Here is a 19,351-nt window from a genome sequence, read left to right as displayed (position 1 = left end):
GTTGGCAGACGTGGGCAAGGAACGTCCCGGCGCTTGAGCGATGGAGGCGCAAAGCAGAATGACCAAAGTCGCCTACCTGTGCCTACGTCACCGGCGCAAGCTGCGCAGCGCCGAGGATGCGCTCAGCCGTCGGTTGAGCGCTAGGGACTGGTGCCGGTTTTTCGAGCGAGATTGCGATCACGCTTCCGGCGGCAATGTCTTTGCGCATCTTGTCGGTAATCTCGACCACGAAGACCGAGCCTCCAATACCCTGCCCCAGCGAGCGCGGATCTCCGTCAGGACCGATCACCCACAATTCAGGCACGAGGCCTTGGTCCGCAATCTCTGCAATGCGCGCGGTAAGCTTTCCGTCTTGCCCCTGGTAGATCACGCTCAGCAGGGGGGCGCCGTCCGCCTGGCTTACCTGTGCCACGCGAATGGCCGATGTGGCCACCTCGGCTTGTGCCTGAACCAAAGCGAGCCTCTCGCTGAATTCCTGCACCCGGCCCCGTTCGCTTATGTAGAGCCCGCCAAGCACCACCGCCGCCAATGATGCGGCCATCGTGCCAAGTCGCCACCCGGAAGCTGGCCGGAATGCGGATGCAGGCGCGCCGGCATCATTGGCAGGCAAAGGGAGGACGCGCGCTTCGCGCTCGCCTGGAAAAGTGGCCTCCATCCGGTGCCACAGGTCTTCCGGCGACCAGCCCTTGTCCGCGGGAGCCGTGCTGGCCCAGTCATGGCCAACCGCCTCCCACCGTGCCACGCGGGCTGCAAAATCCCTATCAATGGCGATGCGCGCTTCGGCCGCTGCGTGCGCATCGGCGTCCAGCAAGCCGAGAGCATATTCGGCCGCCAGCGTCTCCGGATCGTTCCCAGCGTCAGCGTCGTCAGTCATGGATCATTCTTTCACGCATGATGCGAAGCCCCCTGCGAATCCGCGTCTTGACCGTACCCAGCGGCAAACCTGTCGAATTTGCCACTTCGGAATAGGTCATCCCACGCAAATAAGCGCTGCGGATCAGATTGGCATCGGCTGTCGCCAGATTCTCCACCTGCTGTCTGGCAATATCCGATTGTTCTACCCGGATCAGCATTTCTTCTGCAGTCTCACTTTGGTCAGCGACGAAGATGAGTTCGTCGTCACCGGTTGTCCGTCGGCGCCTCTGGGCTCTGATCCAGTCGATTGCGCTGTTGCGCGCAATCCTGGTCAGCCACGCCATCGGTGTACCTCTTGTCTGATCGTAACTGGCCGCCCGGTTCCAGGCTTTTAGATAGACTTCATGCACTACGTCTTCGCTGGCTTCCCGGTTTTGAATAAAACTGAAACAGAGAGAATAAAGCTCACGTGACGTCCGCACGTATAGCTTATGCATGGCAGCTTTATCACCCCCAGCCATCGCAAGAAGGATGTGAACTAGTTCACTATTTTGTGGATCGTTGGCCATGCGCGCCGTCATTCTCCAGCTTCGGCAGACCGCGATCTAGGAAGGCGGTAGCAACTTAAGCAAGTTCAAAAAAATATTTCAACCAACCCAAAACCGGACGCGATCCGCGAGCGTAGGGCCTCGGCACAGTAACGTGCACCGCCGCTCTATCGATGCATTGCGCAAGGAGAATTCGGGTGAAAATGAAACACGCACTGCCCCTGACTGCAGGGGTCATGATGGCGTTGGCAGGGGGCGCGTTCTATATGACCGGCGCCGGTCTTACCGCTGCTGACCACCTTGATCCGCCCGGGCGCACAAATCCGGCAAACGACACAACGCCTGACAAGGCAGCAGATATCGCCGACGTCTTCGCTTGGCATACTGCAACCGATATCAACCTCGTGCTGACCTTCGCGGGCCCGCAGGCGACGGATCTGCCGGCGGTTTATGATCCCGATGTGCTCTACACGATCAATGTGTCGAATGCCGCACCGCGCACAACGCCCAACATTCCCGTCGAGGTCCGCTTCGGCCGGGGTTCCGGCAGCAATACCTTCGGCGTTCAGGTCAGCGGCCTTCCCGGCGTGACCGGAACAATCGAAGGGGCGGTGGAAACCAATCTCGTCAAGGACGGCGTAACTGTGCGGGCCGGCCTGTTCGACGATCCGTTCTTTTTCGATCTTCAGGGCTTCCGCGACACGCTTTCTACCGGAACTTTGAGCTTCAACAACCAGCGCGATTTCTTCGCCGGACAGAACCTGACGGCAATCGTCATCACGATCCCGCGTGACCGGATCGAAAACGGATCAAACCTGGTGGACGTATGGGCCACCACTGCGCGTTTTGGAGGCCAATTGTGATGACGACGAACTTTTCAGCATCGCTGCGCAAAAAGCTGGCAACTGCCCCTCTGATCGTGACGCTCGGCTTACTTGCGGCTTGCGGGAACGACGAGAAGACTCCGCCCCCTGTTTCAGAGGCACCGGCCCCGATGCCAAGCCCGACGCCGAGCCCAGCGCCCTCGCCGACCAGCTTTGACGTCGGGCCTTGCCTCAATCAGGTTGTGCCGGGCACCGGCGGGGTCACGGTAGCAGGCGCAGTGGTTCCCGATACCTTGACGCTCAACCTTGCTGCCAACGCAGGGTTCCCCAATGGTCGGCGGTTGCCCGATCCGGTTATCGATGTGACCTTGGCGGTGATTTTCCTTGATCTCAGCACGAACGGCCCGGGCACATTGGCCGGTTTGCCGCTGAACCCGGCGCGCAATGATGTGCCGTTTCCGGCAGGCTTCCCCTTCCTTGCACCCGCGCAAGGAACGCAGGTGTTGACCTCGCCGGGTTCGGGCTTCGCGTTCCGCAGCGACGCGGCCAGCGCCTACACGCGGGTCGATCGCATGGGGATGCCGGCGGTTTCGACCGCGCTGATCGGTTCGGCCCAAAAGAACGCCTATAATGATGCCAATCCGGCCGACGATGCCAACGGCGATTTCGTGCCGGAATTGAGCGCGCAGTTGACCGGGCTGACCAACGCTCTGGCGGACGATCTGGTCGGGGCCGGGCTGACACCCTGTGCCCGCCCCCTGTAAAAGTCCGTCCGGTGTAAAAAATAGCCGGGGGAGCCCCCTTTCCCGGCAGCTGGGCAGGCCTGACAACGTTGGGCCTGCCCGGCTCTCATGAATGCAGCAAGGACGACATGACCAGACTGCTTCGTTGGCCGTTTATCGCAATGCTGGCCCTGCTGGCGGTTACGCTGCTGCAATGGATGATCCAGCGCGGCAACGGCGTCCCAGCGGCCGTTTTTGCCATGGAGCGGCCAGCCTACGGCCCGGCGACCTACACCGACCTGCTGACCGTTGCGGATCAGCGCCTCGCTCTGTCGCAGGCTCGCGTCGAACGCACCCCGAATGAATGGCTGCCTCGCGCAGGCGCGGGCGGGGCAGCACTTTCGCTGTTTCGCCTGACGGGCGAGATTGCCTATCTCGACATGGCCGAGCAGGAGATCACCGCGGTGCGGGATCTTGCCAAACCGCCCTCCGGCGTGCCCGAATTGCGGGCCGAAGTTGCGCTGGCGCAACACGATCTGGTTGGCGCGGCGCGTGAGCTCGACATCCTTTCGCGCGCCGCCGTGAAGCCCGAGAAGCCGACCCTGTCGGAAGCCGCTGCCATGCGCGGCGATCTGGCACTTTACGCAGGCGATCATGCTCATGCCGCACGCCTTTATCACGAGGCAGCACAGATCGATCCGCATGTCAGCGTCGCACTGCGTATCGCCAACCTTCAGCGCGTCTCCGGCGAATTCGAAGCCGCAATCGCTACGCTGGCTGAAGCCACGCGGACCGAGAAACACACTCCTGTTGTACTGTCCGGCATCGCACTCCAGACCGGGATGATCGCAAGCGCCCGTGGTGATTATGATGGGGCGAAAGACTGGTACGACCGCGCGGAGGCGCTGTTTCCGGGACACTGGCTCACCGCGCTCTACCGCGCCGAGGCGCGCCTTGCCAATGGCCACACGGACAGCGCCATTGCCGAGCTTGAAAGAGTGGCGCGCGATCATGACCGACCCGAAGCTATGGACATGCTTGCGCTTGTCTGGCGGGTTCGCGGAGATATCGCGCAAAGCCGCGCCTGGACGGAAAAATCGGGTGCAATCTGGCAGGCGTGGGTTGGCAAATACCCCGCGGCCTTCGCTGCCCATGCCGCAGAGCATGAACTGGTTTTCGGCAATGCCGCAGAGGCCCTGCGTTTGGCCCGGATTAATACCCAGGCCCGTCCCTACGGAGAGGCACGGCTGCTGCTCGCCCGGGCGCTTATGGCGAATGATCAGGCTCGCGCGGCGCTGAAAGAGATCGGCCTTGCCGAGCGGTCCGGCTGGCGATCCGCGCAGCTCTTCGCCGTCAAGGCGCAAGCGCTCATGATCCTTGGCGAAACGCAAGCGTCTGAAGTTGCCGACAAACAGGCGCGCGCGATCAACCCCAGAATCGATGACCCGATAACGAGGCTGATATGGCTCGCGCACGGCTGATCATGATCGTCACGGCATGGCTGCTCGCTGCTGTCGCGCTGACCGGCGCGGCAAGGGCGCATCAGGCACCGAACAGCGAGGCCTATCTTGATTTTCAGACCGACCACGTCGAACTTGAGGTCGTAATCCCCGCGGCCGAATATGCCTATGCCAGCGGCAACCGTGTCGCGGATGATGACGCTGCATGGGCACAGGCGCGGCGCTATCTCGGCGAAACCGTCTCGGCCAGCAGCGCAGCGGGCGGCTGGCGCACGCAGGTGAACAGCGTCACGTTCGTTAATAGCGACGCCACCACGGACCTTGTCGCGACGCTCTCCCTGATGCCGCAACAGGCCTCGGACCTCAGCGACTTCACGCTTCGCTGGCGCGCCGTCATCGGGGTGGTGCCCGACCATTTCGTGCTTGTCATGCTACGCCGCGATCCGGCGAGCAAGCTGGGCGATGAGCCCGACGTCGTCGGCACCCTTCGTGGAGATCGCAATGCATTGGCGATCAATCGCGGCGCCGCGCGCAGCTGGATGCCTTTTGCCAACGCGGTCAGCCTCGGCGCCGGGCATATCCTTGGCGGGATCGATCACCTCGCATTCTTGCTTGCCTTGCTGCTTCCCTTGCCGCTGGTGGCGCGCGGCGGGCGCTGGCGCGAAGCGCGCAAGGCCAAACCGGCCATTCGATCGGCGGCGATCCTGATTTCGGGCTTCACGCTGGGGCACAGCGCCACCCTGATCGCGGCAACGCTGGGCGGGCTGACCCTACCCGGCGCGCTGGTCGAAACGCTGATTGCGGTCTCTGTGTTGATTGCTGCGATCCACGCGATCCGCCCGATCTTCCCGCGCCGAGAGGCTCTGTTCGCCACGCTGTTCGGGCTGATCCATGGCCTGGGTTTTGCCGGGTTCCTGAGTTCGACCGATCTGTCCGTCGCGCGCAATATCGTCACGCTGCTCGGCTTCAATATCGGGATTGAGCTGGTCCAGATCGCCATCGCGCTCCTGATCGTCCCGGCGCTGGTCACCATCGCCGCCACACCCGCCTATCAGCGGCTGCGTGCCGGATTGGCACTGCTTTGTTGCGTCATCGCGGCGGTCTGGGTTGCCGACCGCTATGTCGGCCTCGATGAGCAATTTGTGGCACCGTTCGAAGCCGTCGTCGAAGCAGGCCTGATGCTGGTGTTTTTTACCGTGCTCGTCGCCGGATTGGGTCTGTTCGCGCGTCGCTCCTTTGTGCCGAAAATCCGCCCGGCCTGACCCTATTTCCCCCTTTCGCAGAGGATATTCCATGCCTGCAAACACCGCACCGGCACATGCCCGACATCTGGCAATTGGGCTGGCTGGGACAGCGCTGTGCACGTTCGCCTCTGCCGCAGCAGCACAAACCGCACCCGAGCCCGAACCCGCAGACAAGCAGAGCGGTGAGCCCCAACAGATCATCGTCTACGGCCGCGGGCTGGAGGAAATCGGCATTGCCCGGTCCGGATCGCAGGGCACGGTCGGCTATGCCGATTTCGACGCGATCCCGATTTCCCGGGTCGGCGAATTGCTGGAAAACGTGCCCGGCCTGATCGCCACGCAGCATTCTGGCAGCGGCAAGGCCAACCAGTTCTTCCTGCGCGGATTCAATCTCGATCACGGCACGGATTTTGCCGGTTTTGTCGATAGTGTGCCGATCAACATGCGCTCGCACGGTCACGGGCAAGGCTATCTCGATTTCAACTTTCTGATTCCCGAAACGGTCGAGCGGATTGATTTCCGCAAGGGGCCCTATTTCGCGGATGTCGGCGATTTCAGCGCGGCCGGCACCGCCGCCTTCAAGACCGCCGACACCTTGCGCCCCTTCGCCGAGGTACAGGCGGGCGAATTCGGCTTTGTCCGGGGTGTCGCAGGCGGCAGCACCGAACTTGCGGGCGGCGACCTGCTCATCGTGGGCGATGCGCAATTTTATGATGGCCCTTGGGTGCTCGACGAAAATCTCGAGCGTTTCGCTGGCTTGGTAAAGTATTCCTTCGGCGGCGAGGCGAGCCGCTTTTCGCTCCAGGTCAACGCCTATGATGCGCGCTGGACCTCAACCGATCAGGTGCCGGAACGCGCGGTAGCCAGCGGGCTTATCGACCGCTTCGGCAATATCGACGATGATCTTGGCGGAAGCACCACCCGCCTCGGCTTTGTGTTCGGCGGGGCAGTCGGCGACACTTCATTTTCGGCCTATGCCACGCGGTACGAATTCGCGCTGGTGTCCAACTTCACCTACTTACTCGAAGACCCGGTGCGCGGTGACGAATTCGTCCAGCGCGACAAACGCTGGGTGCTTGGCGGCGGGGTGTCGCACAAGATCGAACGCGGGCCGGTCGCCATCAATATCGGCGCCGATCTACGCCATGACGCAATTGACGAGGTCGGGCTGTTCCGCAGTGTTGATGCGGTCCCGGTAGAGACCGTGCGGCTCGACGCGATCGACCAGACCGGGCTGGGCGTCTATGTCGATAGCCAGATCGCGATTGCGCCGGGTGTACGCGGCTTTGCCGGCCTCAGATTTGACTACCAGACTGTCGACGTGCGGTCTGATCTCGCCGCCAATTCGGGCAACGCCGACGATGACCTTTTCGCCCCGAAGTTCGGACTGGCATGGCAGGCATCCAAGATCATCGAGCTTTACGCCAACTATGGTCAGTCCTTCCATTCCAATGACGCACGCGGGGCGACCATCGCGGTCGATCCGGTCAGTGGCGGTCCGGCGGAGCGGGTGCCGTTGCTGGTCAGGGCCGAGGGAGCCGAATTGGGCGCACGACTGGAGACCGCGACGCTTGATGCTACGGTGGTCGGCTTCTGGCTCGAACTCGATTCCGAACTGGTCTTCATCGGTGATGGCGGCACGACTGAGCCCAATGACGGATCGCGGCGCTACGGGGTCGAGGCCAATCTGTTCTGGCGCCCTGTGCCCGGCGTGGTGATCGATGCCGCCTATTCCTATACCGATGCCAAATTCGTCGGGCAGGGGGCGGGCGCCGATGCCATTCCCGGCGCGGTTCCGGACGTTATCGCGGCAGGGATCGCAGTGAGCCCCACGCCCGACCTCACCGTTACCGCCCGCCTGCGCCATTTCGGTAACGCGCCGCTGATCGAGGACCGATCGGTCAGCTCGGATGCGACCACGCTGGTCAATCTGGCAGGCTATTACGATCTCGGCGCGATGCGATTGGGGGTCGAAGTTTTCAATCTGTTCGATAGCCGAGACGCCGACATCACCTATTTTTATGAATCCCGCCTCCCAGGCGAAGCGAACGGCATTGAAGATCGCCATTTCCACCCGGTCGAACCGCGTCAGGTCCGGGCGAGCCTGAGATACACTTTTTAATTTGGCTTTCCGCAGTCTCCACAAGCTTCAAATAATAATTGCCAAGCGGAATGTGTCGGTGCCTGAGAGCCTTCATGACCCTCAGGGCTTCCTATCTATTGAATCCACTTGACGGTTGTTTATCGAGAGAGGGCGGGTTTCAGGAAAAGCGGCCATTTGCGTCCCATCGGACGAACGGCGATTTGTGGGTCGAGAGCTGCCGTTGCTGAATGGTTGATCGAACGGCTGCTTTCCGCCTTTCGCCACTTGGAAACCGCCGCTCAGTAACCTGCCTAATTGAAGTCATGCCGGCACCGTTTTCAGAGGGCCGACAAAGCAATCCGCCACATGTTTTGGTTCCCATCTTCGGACTCGAAGGGGCACCACTTTCCGATCCATGACGGGCCATTTCCGGTCAAAAGCTGCAGTGGTGAGGGATGGGATAGATCCGCCTACCCCTCGATCAGCACGAACGGCGCCCAGATGGCGGGATTGGCGCCCTCAGGCACATTTGCAATTCCACCGATTAGCGCCATTTGCGCCTGACGCAGAGAATCCGCAGGCGGGACGCCAGCCAGCACGCCCTCGACGGTCGCGGTACTGAGGTGGGTCGCTGCATCATCGCGCACCCGCCAGTGCGAAAGCATGAGTTCGCGCGCGCCGCTTCCCAGAAATGCATTGGCAAGACCGGTATAGGCTGGCGCAGTTTCATTGCTGCCCGCAGCGCTGTTGCAGGCTGAAAGGATCACGAAATCTGCACGCAATCCCATCGCGCCAATCTCGCTGGCCAGTAAAAGCCCGTCATTGTCGGAGTTTTCGATCTCTGATGGCGGCGTGAGCACCAGTGCCGGTTCGTTCAGCCCGGCTATCTCGCCGTCCATGACGCCATGCGTTGCAAACAGCAAAACGCCATAGCGATCGGCACTGGCTTGCCGCACCCGCAATTCCGTGGCCTCGTCCCCGACCAGCGCCAGACTGCTGGAAAAAGCCCCGAATGCCGCCACCCGGGCAACCTCTTCGACAGAGCCCGGCAAGGGGCCAAGTGATCGCAAGCTGTCGATGGCGACTGCACCGCTGCGAAACAGGCTGACAGATCCACCGGCAGGGTCTGCCACACCGCTGAGCGTAGGGGCGCCGACCCCCAGAAATCCCCGCGCCGTGGCTGGAGCGCCGCGCGTTTTAAAGGCGGTGGACGGGGTGAGCGCAATGGAAAAGGCATGGCGCCGGACCAGCCAGTCCATATCCTTGTAATCCGCCTGTTCGGGAGGAGGTGCGTCAGGCAACAGCACAGCGAAGGGCAGGCGCGACAAGGCGTCGCTCGTTACCACCGTGACCCGGCTCCGTCCGGCCAATGCCGCAGCAGCGCCTGGGGGAAGCACGATGCCGTGAAGCGCGGCGGCATTGCGCGCAAATCTTGCCGGATCGGCAGGCGCCCTTCCATCGAGAACAGATCTCAGTTCGGACACAAGGCCACGCACTTGCGGGCGGCCGCTTGTGCTTGAAGCCATGACAGCGGCATCAGCCGTGATCACCATCGTAAAGGTACGACTGCGGCTCGGCATCGTGATGAGGATCGCCTCATCCGCTTGCAATTGCTCCTGCATTTCGGCCACCGTCGGCGCGGAGGGGCGGACCCACTGGCCAAAATCGGGGATCGCGGACACCAGCTCGCCCCGCAACTGCGTGAGCGAGGCGGAAAGCCGGGCAATGTCGTCTGCGCGCTCTGCTGCCGCTTCGATCCGGTCGCTCGCCAGCAGGGCGGCGCGTTCGCGGTAAAAGATGCGAAGCTGCTTGCTGCCAAGTCCAAATTCTTCGACCTTGGCCTTCAGTCCGGGGGCGTCATCGACACTGTCCTTCAGAGCCAGCAACTGGCGCGCGCGCGCATTGACGCCCCATCCGGCCAGCTCGAAAGCGCGCAGCGCGTCATCGGGCCGATCAGCCTCGAACGCGGCTTCGACCATGTGCATGACGGATTCGTAATAACTGGCTAGATCCGGACCCAGCTCGAACCGTTCGGAATCGGCGACCAGTTCGGCTTCCAGCGAAGCGGCCGCCATCGACGCTGTGGCCCAGCCCCTGTCCAGCTGCCCCGCCTTGATCGCAAACAGCCCGCGTTGAAGTTCCAGCACATTGTCCGGCATTGCGTCGCCAGCTTTGGCACGGCGGGCGACGATCATATCCAGCGTGGCCAATGCAGCAGGGTGATCGCCAGCCTCGTCCTGCCGCAGCGCCAACACGGTCAGACCTTTGGACGCGCGGCTATCTTCATCTGGAAGCGATGCGGCCAATTCTGCAGCGCGCCGGGCAAGGTCGAGCGCGCGCGGCGCCATGCCTGCCTCATGGGCTGAATTGGATGCACTCACGAGCTGATTGATGGCGTTACCGGGATCGGTTGCCCGCAACTCGTCATGGCTCGACATATTGAGCGCGATGGCTTCCTCAAACCGGCCAAGCCGCGCCAGAATGACACCGAGATTGTGCACGGCAACACCGGTAGTGCGGTTGGTGGGGCCGAGCCTTGTGGCCAGAATGTCCACCGCCCGGCGCGCAGGCTCCTCGGCCTCGGCAAATCGGTCTGATTGCAACAGAACCTTGGCAAGGGTGCCGTGGGCGAAACCGATGAAGGGATGGTTTTCCGGTAGTAAGCGGATCGCGGTGGAAACCCCGCGCTGCGCCAACTCCAGCGCCTCGCTTTGGCGTCCCGCATCGGACAGCATGTTCGCACCGCTCGACATGGCGACGAACAGCGTGGCATCCCGCAATTCGCCAGTCACCAGCCCGTCGATCGAGGGCCCAACCAGATCGGCGGCCTCATTGAAACGTCCCGCAGTGTACAATGCATTGGCGTAATTGAGATACCCCAAACCCAGCAACTTCGCCTGTTCGGGCGGCAGCCCGGCAGGATCGGCGCCATACAACCGCTTGCGGATGGCCAGCGACTGTTCCTGCAAGGGCAGTTCCAGATCCCACTGCCCTAGCGCGCCCTGAAAGGTGGCGATGTTGGCCAGCGTATCGGCCATCGCTTCACCGTCCAGTTCGCCTGCCGCCTCCAGCCGGCGCCGCGCATCCAGCGAGGCATCAAGCGCGCCCTGCATATCCTGCCGGTAATAGCGGGTATCACCGATGCGGTTGAGCGCCTGTGCCTGGTCGGTAACCTGGCCACCTGTTGCTTCAAGCGCAGCAAGATAGGCCTGCCACGCCGCTTCGGCCTCGGCTGCCTTGGCCAGTGGGTCGATTGCTTCGGCGGCAGCGCGCAATGAAGCAGGATCGGCCAGATTTGCGGTCGCCTCTGCCTGCTGGGCATGGCTGGTGCCGACCATCGCCATCTGCCCGGCGAGACATGACAGCACGACCAGTCCGGTTTTCAAGTTCATGAAGAAAATCCCCCCGCTTGCGCAAGCTTAGGGATTGGTCATTCGATCACAAGATAGAAACGCGCAGACTGTTGGCCGGGGTTGGTGAGGCGGATCGTGTGTCGCTGGGTGAATATCGGAATCCATTGGCAGCTGACTGTCGCTGCGCGATCGGTGCAGACCGGTTTTGCGGAACTATCGGTTACCTGCAAAAGCAGCGCTGAACCGGCAGGCGCGGTCAGGGCGATCGAGGCTTTCTGACCCGAAAGGAATGACTGTTCAAGGCTAAGTCCCTCGCCAGCCGCCAGCACTCCCTGGCGGTATCCGGGCCCCAGCGTGCGCCCCCGCATCGGTGGCGGCACAGGGCTTTGGCTTTGCCATTGTGCCAGCTGTGCAGCGCTCGAGGCGTCCAGCGGACGGGCGCCCAGAGCGGCGATTGTGGCAAGGGACTGCGCAAGGCCTGCCGCGTTGCGCGTCTCGGCTGCGATATCGGCCTGCGCCAGCGCCTCAGCCAGCTGCACGGAAGCGGCGGCGCCGGCCGGAGGCGCAGGGCGCAGGGGTGTGAGCGCTCCGGGCGTATTGGTGCAGGCCGACACTGCGAAAACCACCACCAAGGCAAGCATCCCGATGCGCATCAACCCTCCTCCGGCAGCAGTATGAAATGCGCGCCCGGTTCACTTGGCAACAATTTGAGAACAAGGCCATGGCGCTGCGCAATCGCCTGCGCCAGGGCAAGCCCCAGCCCTGCCCCCGGCTGGTCGCCGCCCGTCACTGCGTTTCCGCGGTAGAACCGCTCGAACACGCGCGTGCGGTCTGCTGGTGCAATGCCGGGGCCGTTATCGGCGATGCTCAGCCGGGGCCCCGGTTCAAGCACCACTCGGATCGTTCCGCCGGGGCGATTGTACTTGAAAGCATTGTCGAGCAGGTTGGTCACCACCCTGCCCAATTGCGCCTCGTCTCCGGGTAAAGTGATATCCGGAGCAATATCCCAGCTGAAGGCATATCCTGCATCCTCGGCGGTATCCTGATACAATTCGCAAATTCCGCGGGTCAGCGCGCTGAGGTCAACCGGTCGCAATCCCTTGCGCTGGCCGCGATGCGCCTTGCTGGCGGCGATATCCAGCAACGCCTCCAGCGTGCCGACCAGCCGCCTGATATCGCCGCGCGCTGCAACCAGATGATCGCCCGCCTGCCGGTTGTTGCTGGCTGCCAGCGCCTTCACCAGCCGCGCATCAAGGTGCGAGAGGGGCGTGCGGATTTCATGGGCGACCTGCTCGGACGTTTCGCGATATGCTGTCATCAGCTGCCGGTCCCGCTCCAGCGCGAGCGCCGCCTGACGCGCGATCTCGTCGATCTCGTCCTTGCGTTCGGCGGTCGCCAGCGCGGCGAGCGCCTGATCGTCGCCATTGCGGAACGCGGCCCCTACGCTCGCCACCCGGTGGCGCACACGCGCGCCCGCGACCTGCGCAAACAGGGCGATGCAAGCAACAAACACCGCCCCGCCCAGCACGAACACCAGTCCGACCCGTGACAGCAATGCCCCCCGCCCCACCGGTTCATGCGCAACCAGCAGGCGCAGATTGCCCGCCAGCATGGTCGCGCGCGCTTCGGCCCTGGTTTGTTGGCCAATGCGGATCGGGCCGCGCTCCGAAATCGCCGGGTCGAGATCGGGCCAGGCGGCAAGATCGCCAGCTATGCGTACGCCTTCGCCATCAATCAGCAGGTAATGCGCGCGCGCGCCGTCTTTCGGCATGACGGCGAGGCGATCATCAATGCGGCGGGCCAATTCGTCTGCGCCGCCGCTCGCGTGGATATCGACAAGCCCGGCCAGATCGACATCGACCCCTTCAGCCAGCGATGCCGCGATGGTTTCGTCGATCGTCCGGTCGGTCACCCACCACAGGCCCAGCAGCAGTGCGGCCGACAACGCTGCGGAAAGCACAGTGATGTGAGTGAAGATCGAACGGCGCAATATCAGGGCGCCTGATCTTCGGTCCGCGGCTCGGCCCGGCCTTCGAGCAGCCGGTAACCCGATCCCCACACCGTTTCCAGCGCCGGGCTATCGAAGCCCTCTTCCAGCTTGCGCCGCAGCCGCCCGATATTCACGTCTACCACATTGGTTTGCGGGTCGAACGCCATATTCCAGACATCGAACAACAGCATTTCGCGGGTTATCACTTCGCCTGCATTTTCCATGAAATAGCGAAACAGTTCAAACTCGCGCGGGGACAATGCGAGGTGCCGGTTGCTGCGGAATGCGGTGCGCGCCTTCACGTGGCACTCGAAAGCGCCGTACAGGATCACCGCACTGTGTTCGCGCCCCGATGCGCGGCGATGCAGCGCGCGAATGCGAGCCAGCAGTTCCAGAGCCTCGAACGGTTTGGCAAGGTAATCGTCCGCGCCGGCCTCAAGCCCCTCGGCCCGGTCGCTGGTGCGTCCCAGTGCGCTCAGCATCAGTACCGGCGTGCTCACCCCGCTATCGCGTAGCCGGGCGACCAGCGCGAGGCCGTCGCTATCGCCCAGCATCCGGTCCATGATAATCACGTCGAAGGCTTCGATCCCGGCTCGGCGCAATCCACTCTGCCCGTCGGTCTCGACCGCGATGATATCGCCCTGCTGCCAGCCCAGCTCACATAGCTCGGCCGCAGCGCGTGGATCGTCCTCGATGTACAGAACTTTCATGACGGATCGGATCGCACCTCTGATTGCCGGTCGGGCGGCCATTAATGTCTGAAGGTGCGCAACGCGCGCCGCAAGTCCTTAACAATGGTCATAACAGGCATTGTCATCATTCTGACGGCGATTGTTGCTGGATCGGGTGTTAGCCGGGTGGGATCATGACACAGGCGGCCTGCCGGTCTGCAACGACGAAGGACAAAAATGATGCGCGAACACCTGCCGTTGCTTGCCGCCTTGCTGATCGCGGCACCGGCCGGTGCGGCAGATAGTGCAGCATCGGGCCTCACCTTACCCGAACAGGAATTCAACCCCGCACTGGTCTGCCCCGATGGCAGCCCGGGCGCGTGTGACAGCGAGGATATTCTGAACGCTGTCGAATTCGGCGCCAACTATGCCGCGGCCATGGAAACCCGGTGTTTCTTTATGACCCAGGCGCCCTGTCGTCCGATTTCCGCAGGGCGGATTTTCGGCGCGCGGCAGGGAGAGCCCGTGATCTGGCAATACATGGAATTGTCGCCTTCCGATGGCCCGCTCACCCACATGCTGGTGATTGCCGAAGATAGCGGCGCGGGCGAACCCTATGTGCTTGCCGCGCGCCAGACCGTTGGATCCTATGCGCCGCCGATGCTGGTGGAAAACGGCACCGAAGGTCTGATCATTCACGCACGCGGCCGCAGCGCGGGCGGGACTGACGGGCGCAGCGATCTCATTCTGTCGCGCCATGCGGCGGGTTGGACCGCCTTCAACATTCACGATCTGCTGGACGAGGCGCAGCGCATGATGCCGCAGGGCTTCACGCTGACGCCATCGGCTGACATGGATTTTTCCGCGATGATCCTTACCGTCGCCGTCAGCCGCGAGGGCGATGATCCCTGCTGTCCGGCCGGCGGGACAGCCCTGATCGTGCTCGACATGCCCGAAGGCAACCTGATCCGCGTCAGCCGGATCGTGTTGAGGGAAACCCGCCCGGTCGCCGCCCACTCGCTGACGCCAGACGGCACGGCTGATGCGGAGCGAGATTAACGGAATTTGGGCGCCTTGCTGTAGGTTATGGCAGCACGGAAGACCGCCGGATCGAACTGGATCGGGCGTGTCGAAGTGCCGCGGTCGCTTCTCTTGCGCCCCTGATATTCGTATTCCTCTTCCCACGCCTTCACTTCGCCGGTGCCGGTCACGAAGCTCACATAGAAGGTCGATCCCGGCTTCTGCGGCGACAGCACGGCGCTGCTCGCCTTCGCATCGAGCAGGAAGACCTTAGGATATCGCGGATCGAGCGAAGGCGCGGCCTTGGCCTCGAACCTTGTCGCACCCAGATTTATCAATGCTGATGTCACGTTTGCAGCGCTCGCGCCCGCCGGGATCATCACCGCAAGGCGGCCATCGCGCAGCACGCCGATCCGGCCCGCCGCATATTTTTCGCAGGTTCCCGCCAGCACCCCGTTCTTGACGATCTGCGCCAAGGGATCGCGGTAGCCGACCACGGTTGTGGACGCATCCGGATTGGCCCCGGTCAAGTCCATCTCGCCGCCATAGCCCTTTGGCTTGGCATAGGCGGCTTCGATCGAAGACGCCATTGTCGCCGACAGAAGCGAGCGTGCGCGATTCCCCGGGCTGGAGGGATTGCACTGGGTGGCAATCATCGCTGCTTCCTGTTGCATTGCTGCCTGCTGCAAACGCGGGTCGTTGCTACCCGCAAGCGCCTTCCACTGCGCGGCGGCGCGTTGCCGGAACACAGGTGTGTTGGCGGCACGGCATGGGGCATCCGGGCTCAGAAAATGATGGGCCGCCAGCATCCGTGCGCCCTCGGCGTTGAAGTAATCGACCACCCGGACAGCGGCGGGATTGGCGGCGAGCGCCGCGCATTCGCCCGCAAAACCCGGTGCCTGCCCGTTCGAGATGCTTTCGAACAACGGCTGGTTGAACGTGTTCAGCAGGCGCAGTTTCATTTCCCGATAGGTGTATTGGCCTTCAAGCGTGAAGGCATCGCACTTGCGTTCGATATGTTCGGCCTGCGCAATGAGGGTCATCACCTGCACTTCGGGTGATGGGGCCGCGCTCTGGGCGATGGCAGGCGCGGCAGCCGGACTGGCGGAAAGTGCAAGTACCCCCGCCAGCGCCGTTATCTGGCGGCGAATACGCACACGGCTTGGCATCATCTGTCTGATCCTTTTGCGTCAATATACATGGTTCGGCCCACTGGTTTGGTTTCATCGAAAGCGATGCGGTCGACAGTCAGCCCGCCTCCCTGTCCGAGTGCGAAATCGATCTGGACCACGCCGCCCGTGGCGCAGCAATTGCCATCATCGGTGCGCCAGACAGGGGAACTGGCGTGCATCTCGCGGAAATTGAAATTGACGCGGCTGCGGATTTCAAACCCGTCAGGCAGCATCGCGTTCACCGCGTCGTACCACGACTCCAAATCCGGCTTGGCCCAACCGCCGCGGGTTCGCAGCACCAGAACATCGGCATTGCCCGCACCGTTACCGCCGGTCACACCCGGCACATGGATCAGCACGCCATCATCGCTGTTCTGCACGATGTCGGGCGGGCCGAACCAGCCTTCGGTCTGCGCTGCTGCAATCAATGCCGGGCGGGGCGATCCGCCAAGTTCAAACAGCGCGATCATCTGCACCGCAGGCCCATCAATCGGGGACAACAGCGTCAGTTGCCAGACAACCGGGCGGCCTCGTTCGAGGCTGGAAATCGTCCCGCTTGCCTGCACCCAGCAACGCGCCTCTGTTTCGAAAAGGCATTGCTTCGACAGCAGCACCATGGCGGCAGGCGTGCGGGCAATGGCTGCCTCCATTTCGGCCACAGTGCATCCGCTTTCATAGGCCCCGTTGGGGCACACGGACACAGTGGGCGGGCCAGTCTCGACCTCGGCCCGCTCCGGCGCGGGCTGCACCGCAGCGGCAGGGCTCAACGCCGGCACAAAGGCAAGAACCAGAGAAAGGGTTCCGGCGGTCAGTTCAATCATCCGGTGCAGGAAAATGCTCATTTGCAAATCCCCAGCGACATCAGAAAATCATGCGCGGCGTCCGGCTGGCTGGTGATGAAGGCGGCGTATTGCGCGTCAGCGTATGCCTCTCCCTCCGCCGTCAGGGCAGGCAAATCGTCGACATCATCCCAGCGTTTGGCGAGAGCGCGGGCTTTCTGGCGCAGTTTTGCCGCCTGTTTGCGGGCGGCAGGCGCGGATAAGGCCTTGCCGATGCCGCGCTTCAAATCAGGGGTGTTGGCGCTGAGCATGAAATATTCCCAGCGGTCCCACATCGCCGCGCAACTCAGATATTCGCCCGGGGTCTGGGGCGTAACCCCGGTGGCGCGGCCTTCCTCGAAGCTCGCTCTGGCGGTCGCCGCGTCGAGCGGCTCCGCCGCCGCGGAAGATGCCGTGCAGCACATGATCACCGCCGGAGCGAAGACGGAAACGAACCGAATTGAAGAGCCAATTTTCATCGTTTACTCCTTGCCGACATCTGCGGCCGGGCTATTCACCCATGCCAGTGCGGTCCGTATGTCGACCATGCGGAGTGGCTCCGCGGCCTGATTGCGTGTGAGGGCGGCAAAACTGGCCCAACGCCGCTCATTGTCCTGATATTGCAGACCGATCTGGGTCGAGGCCTTCAACCTATCCAGCAAAGCGCGGTTCGCGTCCGACAATTCAAACACGTAAGCCGTAGGCTCGCCCGCCACCGGTTTTGGCATCACCCGATCAAACGGCACAAACTGGCCGCCCCCCATATCCAGGCTCAGCACGCGAACGTCCCTATCAAGACGCGCAGACCATTTGCCCTGTTTGCTGATAAACAGGAAACCAGCAGGCGCCCCGGCAGAAAGCGGCACGATCACGGCGGAAATCGCTTTCTTGTCGCCCTTCCCGGATATCCGGTAGACCCCGAAATTGACCGGCGTTTCCGAAGCCACAAAGTCACCGCGCCGCGAACGCCAGAAGAAATGTTCTTCGGGGATCGGCACGGCTCCCGGTCCCAGAACAATCGTCTGGTCGGCGGGCATATGCGGCGCGTAGAAATTGCGCATGATAATGCCTTGATCGATCTGACGGATAAAATCGAAAGCCGCCTGCATGATGATGGAGTGGCGCCTGCCGTAAGCGCATTCATCATCCACCTGCCCGGCAAAGTAGCTTTGCAGCGCCTCGAATTCGGCGTGACGGGCAGACGATCGATATTCTGCCGCCTTCACGTCAGCCGCGATCTGCCAGACCTTGCGATCATATGCACGCCCCTCTCCCTCGATTTCGCAGGTCGCAGGATCACGGGACATCATCGCCGGGGCCGCAATCAGCGCGCTGGCGAGAATTTTTGCATTATGGATGTGGCGCCACGCATCGGGAGCGGCAGCCTTCGTTGGGCAGCCTTTCCACTCTTCAAAACCACTAGAGTACCGGTTTACCCGATCACTGGTTCCCGGCCCTGCGTCCACTTCCAGCGCTTCGCCGGTCGCCCGGGCGAGAACATCAAGCGCGCGCAGTTCGCCCTGTTTGAACAAGTCACACGTGTCGTTGGCTCCCAAGGCATAGGTGCTCGCAGCGTGCATTCCGGCGAGCCGCCTGAGTTCAGGGTCGATCGCCGCCTGCGCCAAAGCGGGCGTCGCTGCGACCAGACACGCAGCGATAATCACGGCGCTGACGCTCCTCACAAACCCGCTCATTTCCCGGTGGCTGCCAATTTGTCGAGACCGGCGCAGCCATTCGGGTAGCCGCCCTCACACCCCCGAGCGAGATATTCGCGCGCCTTGTCCAGATCCTGCCGAACGCCCAATTGGCCTTCGAGATACATGTATCCGTAATTGGTGCAGGCCTGGCCATGGCCGAGATTGCAGGCAAACGAAACGTAGCTTTGCCATTCGGCGAAATCCTGCGGCACACCTTCGCCGCGCAAATGCATGACACCGGCGGTGTAACAGCCATTGGCATTGCGCAACTTGCAGGCTTTTTCAGCGAAAATCAGAGCCTGCGCGTAAGATTTCTCAGGCCCGTTGCCATGGTAATAGGCCGTGGCCAGATTGCTGCACCCTTCGGGGCTGCCGATCTCGCAGGCTTGGGCAAAGGCCTTGCTGGCAAGGACGAAGTAGGCGGGCTTGTCAGGCTCGGCCATGGCCTGATCGGCCCAGGTGAGGCCGAGGTCGTTGCACGCGGTTTCAATGCCGCCATTGCAGGCGATGGTGAACAGCCGCCGTGCCTCTGCAATGTCAGCCTCGGTCCCGCGCCCGTCGCGCGTCAGAATGCCGAGATTGGCGCAACCGGCCGCATTGCCGCCCTCGCAGCCCATCTGGTTGTATTTCACGCCCTGAACCAGATCGACCGGCCCGCCGCGCCCGTCAACAAATGCAGCGCCGGCATTGGTGCAGGTGGGTATATCTCCAGCTTCACAGATGGCGACGACCTCTGCTCGTGGCAGCCGCCCTTTTTGGGCGAGCAAAGGGCCAGACGAAAGGAAAGCTGCAAGCAAGACGGCACAGATGCAAGCAACCTTTGTGGCGGCCGAGACGCGGGCAAAGCTGCCAATGATCGTCAGGGCGGGCCGAAGCGCCGGTGTGTGCGTCATC

The 19,351-nt window shown here is 62.6% G+C and carries 17 protein-coding genes; 6 read left to right on the top strand and 11 right to left on the bottom strand.

All coding sequences use genetic code 11. The features are described from left to right. Window positions 1-82 precede the first annotated feature (82 nt). The gene (locus IP79_RS11115; protein WP_054119373.1) at window positions 83-874 is read right to left on the bottom strand and encodes an anti-sigma factor domain-containing protein; all 792 of its coding nucleotides are present in this window, start codon (window positions 872-874) and stop codon (window positions 83-85) included. Next, entirely contained in the window at window positions 867-1,424 is a 558-nt protein-coding gene (locus tag IP79_RS15245; protein ID WP_197273804.1) for an RNA polymerase sigma factor, read from the bottom strand. Before IP79_RS15245 ends, IP79_RS11115 begins: the two co-directional genes overlap by 8 nt. Window positions 1,425-1,606: 182 nt before the next feature. On the opposite strand from IP79_RS15245, the gene IP79_RS11105 reads away from it, so the two are divergent. The 5 genes from IP79_RS11105 (at window position 1,607) to IP79_RS11085 (ending at window position 7,775) form a co-directional block, all read left to right on the top strand. Beyond that, complete coding sequence (locus IP79_RS11105; protein WP_197273803.1) at window positions 1,607-2,266, top strand: DUF4331 family protein; 660 nt, start codon at window positions 1,607-1,609, stop codon at window positions 2,264-2,266. After that, on the top strand, window positions 2,266-2,991 hold the full coding sequence (locus IP79_RS11100) for a DUF4331 family protein (protein ID WP_054119370.1): 726 nt from the start codon (window positions 2,266-2,268) through the stop codon (window positions 2,989-2,991). Before IP79_RS11105 ends, IP79_RS11100 begins: the two co-directional genes overlap by 1 nt. 107 nt (window positions 2,992-3,098) lie before the next feature. Beyond that, window positions 3,099-4,430 carry a tetratricopeptide repeat protein gene (locus IP79_RS11095; protein ID WP_054119369.1) on the top strand — a complete coding sequence of 444 codons (1,332 nt, stop codon included), beginning with the start codon at window positions 3,099-3,101 and terminating at the stop codon, window positions 4,428-4,430. Next, entirely contained in the window at window positions 4,412-5,671 is a 1,260-nt protein-coding gene (locus IP79_RS11090; protein WP_054119368.1) for a HupE/UreJ family protein, read from the top strand. The genes IP79_RS11095 and IP79_RS11090 overlap by 19 nt, the downstream gene beginning before the upstream one ends. Before the next feature lie 31 nt (window positions 5,672-5,702). Continuing rightward, window positions 5,703-7,775 carry a TonB-dependent receptor gene (locus IP79_RS11085; protein ID WP_082337175.1) on the top strand — a complete coding sequence of 691 codons (2,073 nt, stop codon included), beginning with the start codon at window positions 5,703-5,705 and terminating at the stop codon, window positions 7,773-7,775. Between the two features lie 431 nt (window positions 7,776-8,206). On the opposite strand, the gene IP79_RS11080 is transcribed toward IP79_RS11085, so the two are convergent. The 4 genes from IP79_RS11080 to IP79_RS11065 are packed head-to-tail and all read right to left on the bottom strand — an operon-like array spanning window position 8,207 to window position 13,789. Further along, entirely contained in the window at window positions 8,207-11,128 is a 2,922-nt protein-coding gene (locus IP79_RS11080) for a CHAT domain-containing tetratricopeptide repeat protein (RefSeq protein ID WP_054119367.1), read from the bottom strand. A 38-nt stretch (window positions 11,129-11,166) separates the two neighbouring features. Further along, complete coding sequence (locus tag IP79_RS11075) at window positions 11,167-11,742, bottom strand: hypothetical protein (protein ID WP_054119366.1); 576 nt, start codon at window positions 11,740-11,742, stop codon at window positions 11,167-11,169. Continuing rightward, on the bottom strand, window positions 11,742-13,079 hold the full coding sequence (locus IP79_RS11070; protein ID WP_054119365.1) for a sensor histidine kinase: 1,338 nt from the start codon (window positions 13,077-13,079) through the stop codon (window positions 11,742-11,744). The genes IP79_RS11075 and IP79_RS11070 overlap by 1 nt, the downstream gene beginning before the upstream one ends. Window positions 13,080-13,081: 2 nt before the next feature. Next, the gene (locus tag IP79_RS11065) at window positions 13,082-13,789 is read right to left on the bottom strand and encodes a response regulator transcription factor (RefSeq protein WP_054119364.1); all 708 of its coding nucleotides are present in this window, start codon (window positions 13,787-13,789) and stop codon (window positions 13,082-13,084) included. A 198-nt stretch (window positions 13,790-13,987) separates the two neighbouring features. Between IP79_RS11065 and IP79_RS11060 the strand changes: the two genes are divergently transcribed. Beyond that, a complete protein-coding gene (locus tag IP79_RS11060) occupies window positions 13,988-14,809 on the top strand; it encodes a hypothetical protein (RefSeq protein ID WP_054119363.1) in 822 nt (273 codons plus the stop codon). Here the strand turns inward: IP79_RS11060 and IP79_RS11055 are convergent. Genes IP79_RS11055 through IP79_RS11035 form a run of 5 tightly spaced genes read right to left on the bottom strand, consistent with a single transcriptional unit; the run spans window position 14,806 to window position 19,350 of the window. Next, window positions 14,806-15,942 carry a hypothetical protein gene (locus tag IP79_RS11055; protein ID WP_054119362.1) on the bottom strand — a complete coding sequence of 379 codons (1,137 nt, stop codon included), beginning with the start codon at window positions 15,940-15,942 and terminating at the stop codon, window positions 14,806-14,808. The genes IP79_RS11060 and IP79_RS11055 overlap by 4 nt on opposite strands. Then, complete coding sequence (locus IP79_RS11050) at window positions 15,939-16,784, bottom strand: hypothetical protein (RefSeq protein WP_054119361.1); 846 nt, start codon at window positions 16,782-16,784, stop codon at window positions 15,939-15,941. Before IP79_RS11050 ends, IP79_RS11055 begins: the two co-directional genes overlap by 4 nt. After that, window positions 16,781-17,239 carry a hypothetical protein gene (locus IP79_RS11045; RefSeq protein WP_156318312.1) on the bottom strand — a complete coding sequence of 153 codons (459 nt, stop codon included), beginning with the start codon at window positions 17,237-17,239 and terminating at the stop codon, window positions 16,781-16,783. The genes IP79_RS11050 and IP79_RS11045 overlap by 4 nt, the downstream gene beginning before the upstream one ends. Window positions 17,240-17,242: 3 nt before the next feature. Beyond that, window positions 17,243-18,454, bottom strand: coding sequence for a hypothetical protein (locus tag IP79_RS11040; protein WP_054119359.1), 1,212 nt, complete (start codon window positions 18,452-18,454; stop codon window positions 17,243-17,245). Next, window positions 18,451-19,350 (bottom strand): tetratricopeptide repeat protein, encoded by a 900-nt coding sequence (locus tag IP79_RS11035; RefSeq protein ID WP_054119358.1) that lies wholly within the window; start codon window positions 19,348-19,350, stop codon window positions 18,451-18,453. The genes IP79_RS11040 and IP79_RS11035 overlap by 4 nt, the downstream gene beginning before the upstream one ends. Window position 19,351: the final 1 nt, after the last annotated feature.

It is taken from the genome of Porphyrobacter sp. AAP60, assembly GCF_001296025.1.
Lineage (GTDB): Bacteria > Pseudomonadota > Alphaproteobacteria > Sphingomonadales > Sphingomonadaceae > Erythrobacter.
The sequence above is the reverse complement of the archived record's forward strand: the minus strand, read 5'-3'. Positions and strand labels throughout refer to the sequence as shown.